Genomic DNA, 5,902 nt, shown 5'->3' with positions numbered 1-5,902 from the left:
GTGCAACCGCGGCGGGGCACCGCCTTTCCCGTGAAGGTCGGCGGACCAGGCGGCGCCGGACGCTCAGACCAGGGCGGCGCTCACCACGAGGACGAATCCCGCGGTGACCAGGAGCGTCCGTACCAGGTGCAGGCGGTTCCACCGTGTCTCGAAGGCCGCACGGGCGTCGCTGTCGGCGGCGCCCGTCCGCTCCGACGCCGCCAGGGCGTCGTTGAGGGGGATGTTCCCGATGATCGTGACCAGGTGGTTGAGGACGACCAGGGCGAGTCCGGCCCCCAGCAGCGCCCACTGCGCACCCGACCGGCCGTCCTGCGGCACGGCCAGGGCGGCCGCCGGGAAAGCCACCGAGGCGAGCATGACCGACACGAACACGGCCCGCGGCACGTCTTCGTTGACGCGCCGCATCGCCGCCGTGAACTGCTCGTCCGTCAGCCGCCCGAGGGCCGGCATGACGCCGGTCAGGAAGATCAGCATGAACCCGGCGTACAGCCCCGTGGCTACTACGGCGAGGGCGATCAGGAGAGTGGCCATGGGGCACATCATGGCCGACCCCCCGTCAGGACACGATGTCCTTGCGGCTGAATCCCCGGAAGGCCAGGGCGAAGAGCACCAGCGCGTACGTCACCGACACCGCGGCCCCCTTCAGCATGCCGCCCCATTCCAGTTGGGGTTGCAGCGCGTCCGCCCACGCGAACTGCCAGTGCGCCGGCAGGAAGTCGCGCCACGACCCGAGGGCCGTCACCGCGTCCAGCACGTTGCCCACGATCGTCAGGCCCACCGCGCCGCCGACCGCGCCCAGCGGGGCGTCCGTCTTCGTCGACAGCCAGAACGCGAGCGCGGCGGTGACCAGTTGGGACACGAAGATGAACGCGACGACGATCCCGAGCCGCGGCAGGGCGTCCCCCGCCGGCAGCGAACCGCCCGTCGGCAGCTCCAGCGGCCCCCAGCCGTACGCGACCGATCCCGCCACCAGCGCCACGACCGGCAGCAGCACCATCGCCGCCAGGCTGAACGCCAGGGCCACCGCGAGCTTGCTCCACAGCAGCCGGGCGCGCGGCACCGGCGCCGCGAGCAGGTAGCGCAGCGAGGACCAGTTGGCCTCGGACGCCACCGTGTCGCCGCAGAACAGCGCCACCGGCACCACCAGCAGGAACCCGGCCGACACGAAGAGGCAGGTGGCCGCGAAGTTGGCCCCGGACGCGGTGGCGGTGTCCATCAGCGTCACCCGGCCGCCCTCGCGGTCGGGTCCGCCGCCGATCGCGAACGCGGCGATCAGGACGAACGGCAGCGCGCCCAGTATCAGGGCCATGACCAGGGTGCGCCGCCTGCGCCACTGCCGTACGGCCTCGACGCGCAGCGGCAGGGTGCGGCCGGCCCGGTAACCGGGTGCGGACGCGGCGGCCGGTGCGGCGTCGGGCGCGGTGACCGGTGCGACGCCGTGGGTGGTGCTCATGCGGAGGAGCCTCCGATCAGGGTGAGGAACGCGTCCTCGAGGCGGCGGTTGGGCCCGACACCCGTCAGCGGCACGTCCAGGCGGACCAGCTCGCCGATGAGCGCGCTCGGGGACGCCCCGTCCAGTTGTACGAGCAGCCCTTCGTCGGTGCGTACGGCGGACCCGATGCCGGGCAGCGCGGCCACCTTCTCGGCCAGCGCCTCGGTCACCCCGCCGTCCGTGGTGACGAGGAGGCTGTCGGCGCCGCCGGTGATCTCCGCGACGGGGCCGGCGCGCATCAGCCGCCCCCGGTCCATGACGACGAGGTGCGTGCAGGACTGCTCGACCTCCGAGAGGAGGTGGCTGGAGACGATCACCGTGCGCCCGACGGCCGCGTAGCGGATCATCACGTCGCGCATCTCGCGGATCTGCGGCGGGTCGAGGCCGTTCGTCGGCTCGTCGAGGATGAGCAGGTCCGGCATGCCGAGCATCGCCTGGGCGATCGCCAGGCGCTGCCGCATGCCCTGCGAGTACGTCCGCACGGCGCGGTCGAGCGCGTCGCCGAGCCCCGCGATCTCCAGCGCCTCCTCGGTGCGGGAGTCCTCGGCGGGCCGGCCGGTGGCCTTCCAGTAGAGCTCCAGGTTGGCGCGTCCCGTCAGGTGCGGCAGGAAGCCGGCGCCCTCCACGAACGAGCCGACGCGCGACAGGACGGGCGAGCCCGGCCTGATGGCGTGCCCGAAAACCCGGATCTCGCCGCTGTCCGGCGTGATGAGGCCCATGAGCATCCGCAGGGTGGTGGTCTTGCCCGCGCCGTTCGGGCCGAGGAGCCCGAGCACCTGGCCCTTCTCGACGCGGAAGGACAGGTCCCGTACGGCGTACCGGTCGTTGGACTTGGCGTACTTCTTGGTCAGGTCGGTGATCTGGAGCGGCACCTCGGCCAGCTCCGGGTCGGGCGCGGGCGCGGCGGCCCGCCGCCGGGCGGTCAGCAGCAGCGCCGCGGCGAGGGCGGCGCCGATCGCGGGCAGCCCCCAGACCCACCAGGGCAGCGGAGCCGCCTGGGTCCGCACGCCGGACGCGGTGGGCACGGCGAGCGTGCCGTCGCCCACGAGCGAGACGGTGTACGCCGCGGGCTCGGCCGGGGAGGCGTACGCGAGGTCGGTGCTGGCGAGCACGACGCGCAGCCGGTGCCCGGCCCTGACCTCGTGGTCGACCGGCGGGAGCCGCAGTGTGACGGTCGCGCCGTCGGCGTCGCCCGCGCCGGTGACGCGGACGGGCGCGACGAGCTGGGAGGGCAGCACCTTCCGGCTGCCGTCCGCGCTCACGTCGTACACCTTGCCGAACAGCACGGCGTCGTCGCGGTCCGACTTCACCCTGACCTTCACGGTCGGTGAGCCGGTGACGCGCAGGTCCGAGGAGAGCTTCGCGGTCTGGAAGCTCGCGTTCTGGCCGGGGAAGTCGAGCGACAGCCCCATGCCGAGCCCGGAGAGCTGGGACAGGGCCCCGACGCCCGGCACGGCGGAGATGGCGGGCGGGTTGGCGCCTGCCGGAGCGGCGAAGCGCTGCTCCCGCTTGCCCGACGTGAGCGCGAGCTGCCGCTGTCCGGACTCCAGGCCCGGGTAGCGGTCGCCCGTCGCGCCCCTGAGCTGCGCCGCGCCGTCCGTGGAGTCGACACCTCCGGTACGCGTGACGCGGAACGCGGGCCCGGTGTCGGTGGTCTTGTCGTCCTTGAGGTAGCGGTCGAACCAGTCGGTGATCCGGCCCTCCACACGGGCCTTCTCCCGGTCCCCGCCGTCATGACCGCCGGCGATCCAGTCGACGGCGACGGGCGCGCCGTTGGCCGCGACCGCCTTGGCGATCGCATCGGCGTGGTCCAGCGGGAAGAGGGAGTCGCTCTGGCCCTGCACGACGAGCGCGGGGACCTTGATGCGGTCGCCCACCGCGGACGGGCTGTGCGCCGTCAGCAGCTCGCGGGCGGCGGCGTCCGGCTCTCCGGCGACGGCGACCCGCTCGTACATGTCGCACAGCCGCTTCTCGAACCGGTCGCAGCCGCCGCCCGTGTTGATGAAGAGCCCGGCCCACAGCTTCTTGAAGACGCCGTCGGGGAAGAGGGCGTCGGCGAGGTTCCAGTAGGTGATCTGCGGCGCGACGGCGTCGACGCGCTTGTCGTGTCCGGCGGCGAGGAGCGAGATGGCGCCGCCGTACGACGAGCCGCTGACGCCGACGCGCGGATCGCCCTTCGCGTCGAGCCGCACCTCCGGGCGCTTCGCCAGCCAGTCGATCAGCCGCGAGACGTCCGCGACCTCGCCCTTCGGGTCGTTCAGCCCGATCTTGCCCGTCGACTTCCCGAAGCCGCGCGCGGACCAGGTCAGCACGGCGTACCCGTCGCGGGCGAGCTGCTCGGCCTGCTCCCGTACGTCGCGTTTGCTGCCGCCGAAGCCGTGTCCGAGCAGGACGGCGGGCCGGCGCTCACCGCCCGCGCCGTCGGCGGTGAAGAACGAGGTGTCGATTCTCACCCCGTCCATGCGCATGATCCGCTCCTCGCGGTGCACGGCGGGCGCGTCGCCGTCGGAGGCGACGGCCGTCCACGTACCGCCCCCGACGAGGACGGCGAACGCGGCGGCCGCACCGGCGAGTGCCCGGCTGCGGGGAATGCGTAGCTTCATGACTGAACCCTAGGTCCCGGGTACGACAACCGAACCAGCCCCCCGGACGGACGTCCGGGGTACTCAGGGAGTACGGGAGCACCGTCCCGTACCGCAGCGGGAGTACGAAGGAGACCCATGGACACGCGACCGGTCGTCCGGCGGGCGACGACAGTGGCCGAACTGATCGCCGCCCAGCACCTCTACGACGGCCCGGCCCGCCCGGAGTGGGCCGAGCGTTTCCTGGCCTCCCCCGGTCATGTGATGCTCGTCGCGTACGTCGGCGGTGAGCCCGCCGGAATGGTCTCGGGCGTCGAGATGACCCACCCGGACAAGGGCACCGAGATGTGCCTGTACGAACTGTCCGTGGACGAGCCGTTCCGGCGGCGCGGCATCGGAAGGGTCCTGACCCGGGCGCTGGCGGAGTGCGCCAGGGAGCGCGGCTGCTACGGCATGTGGGTGGGCGCGGAACGCGACAACGACGCGGCACTGGCGACGTACCGGTCGGCACACGCCCGCGACGACGGCGATTTCACGATGCTGACCTGGCCCTTCGACTGAGCGGGCGACCTGGGGCGGTCGACCGCGCCGACAGGGGCCGCCCCCTGCCCGTGGCCCCGGGTCGGCACTGCGGCGGTCAGCCCCCCGTGCCACCCAGGTGCGCGAGCGTCTCCGCTGCCACCGGGTAGACCCGCTCCCGCGGCAGCAGGCGCGTCGCCGCCGTCGTGTCGCCGGCCTTCACCAGGGCGTGGATGTCGCGGGCGAGCGGGGTCACGTCGGTGATGGAGACCGTCCACTCGTCCGCGTACCGTCCCGCCGCCTCCCCCGCCAGGCCCAGTTGCAGCGAGCGGTACGGCAGCTGGTTCAGATGTACGTCGCGTTCCGGGTCCCACTGCACGCGGGCGGGCGCCCGGCGCAACTCGCGCTTCCAGGCGGCCTGGTCGGTGTGCGGGCCCGGTGCGTAGTGCGACAGGCAGGCGTGGCGCAGGGCCCAGTCGAAGCCCTCGCGGGTGATCTCGACGGCCAGGACCGTCTCCTGGTCCTGCTTCAGCCCCCAGCCGCAGCGGTACATCATCCACAGGAACGAAGGCTTGATCCACGTCATGCGGTCCCGCTTCCAGGCGGCCGGGAAGCGCCCGTCGCGCGCGGCCGGGACGCCGATCGCGGGGGCGTACGCCTGGTAGACGGTGATCGTGGTGTCCGTGTGCAGCGCGCGTATCCGGCGCTGGGGATGGTGCGTCATACGGCCACCATGCCGCCCGGCAACATCCGCCACCACAGGATTTCGCCGGGATGCCGGACAACGCCCCGGCGGAGGTACGGCCCGGTGTGGCAGCATCGTGCGCATGAACACCGATCATGGGGGCCATGCCGCGTAGGCGGCCCAAGCGGGTCCGCGAAGAGCTCGTCGTCGCGTCCGTCTGCCGGAGGAACACGCTCAACCCGGTCGAGGGGCTGTCGCGCCGGACGCTGCGCGCGATCGTACGGCTCGAGGAGACGCGGAGTTACCTGTGGGCCGGAGACGTCGGCCATTCACTGCGCCTGTGGCGTGACTTCGTCCGCAGGCCGGACCACCGGCTGTGGGAGCCGGACGGTCCCGGCTGTACGGAGTGGCTGTGCTGCGGCGATCCGGTCAGGGCGCGGGAGAACCTGGAGGGCGTGCTGCTGGCGCTTCCCCGCCCGGCCGCGCGGGAGTTGCGGGCGATCGTTGCCCGGTGGGACGAGATGTACTGAGCACGCGGGCCCGGGCGCGCCCCGGGCCGCGGGGCGCGGGGGGGGGCGGGGCGGGGGGGACCACCCGGGGGCGGGCGCGCCCGGGGGGGGCGGT

Annotated in this window: 6 protein-coding genes; 2 read left to right on the top strand and 4 right to left on the bottom strand. The window is 73.4% G+C overall.

Annotated elements, in window-relative coordinates:
• Nucleotides 1-63: 63 nt before the first annotated feature.
• From ACWGH0_RS34470 to ACWGH0_RS34460, 3 genes are read right to left on the bottom strand one after another with little or no spacing between them, the layout of a single operon-like run.
• Nucleotides 64-531 carry an anthrone oxygenase family protein gene (locus ACWGH0_RS34470; protein WP_453408217.1) on the bottom strand — a complete coding sequence of 156 codons (468 nt, stop codon included), beginning with the start codon at nucleotides 529-531 and terminating at the stop codon, nucleotides 64-66.
• Between the two features lie 25 nt (nucleotides 532-556).
• Nucleotides 557-1,453, bottom strand: a complete 897-nt coding sequence (locus ACWGH0_RS34465; protein WP_453408216.1) for an ABC transporter permease — start codon at nucleotides 1,451-1,453, stop codon at nucleotides 557-559.
• On the bottom strand, nucleotides 1,450-4,095 hold the full coding sequence (locus tag ACWGH0_RS34460; RefSeq protein ID WP_453408215.1) for an alpha/beta fold hydrolase: 2,646 nt from the start codon (nucleotides 4,093-4,095) through the stop codon (nucleotides 1,450-1,452). The genes ACWGH0_RS34465 and ACWGH0_RS34460 overlap by 4 nt, the downstream gene beginning before the upstream one ends.
• A gap of 117 nt (nucleotides 4,096-4,212) precedes the next feature.
• On the opposite strand from ACWGH0_RS34460, the gene ACWGH0_RS34455 reads away from it, so the two are divergent.
• The gene (locus tag ACWGH0_RS34455) at nucleotides 4,213-4,635 is read left to right on the top strand and encodes a GNAT family N-acetyltransferase (protein ID WP_453408214.1); all 423 of its coding nucleotides are present in this window, start codon (nucleotides 4,213-4,215) and stop codon (nucleotides 4,633-4,635) included.
• A gap of 76 nt (nucleotides 4,636-4,711) precedes the next feature.
• Here ACWGH0_RS34455 and ACWGH0_RS34450 read toward each other — a convergent pair whose 3' ends face one another.
• Entirely contained in the window at nucleotides 4,712-5,317 is a 606-nt protein-coding gene (locus ACWGH0_RS34450; RefSeq protein ID WP_453408213.1) for a DUF4291 domain-containing protein, read from the bottom strand.
• A gap of 125 nt (nucleotides 5,318-5,442) precedes the next feature.
• On the opposite strand from ACWGH0_RS34450, the gene ACWGH0_RS34445 reads away from it, so the two are divergent.
• On the top strand, nucleotides 5,443-5,808 hold the full coding sequence (locus ACWGH0_RS34445; RefSeq protein ID WP_453408212.1) for a hypothetical protein: 366 nt from the start codon (nucleotides 5,443-5,445) through the stop codon (nucleotides 5,806-5,808).
• Nucleotides 5,809-5,902 lie beyond the last annotated feature (94 nt).

The sequence above is a fragment of the Streptomyces sp. NPDC054887 genome (assembly GCF_053610585.1).
Note: the sequence above shows the minus strand (reverse complement) of the source record. Positions and strands in the feature narration are given on the sequence as shown.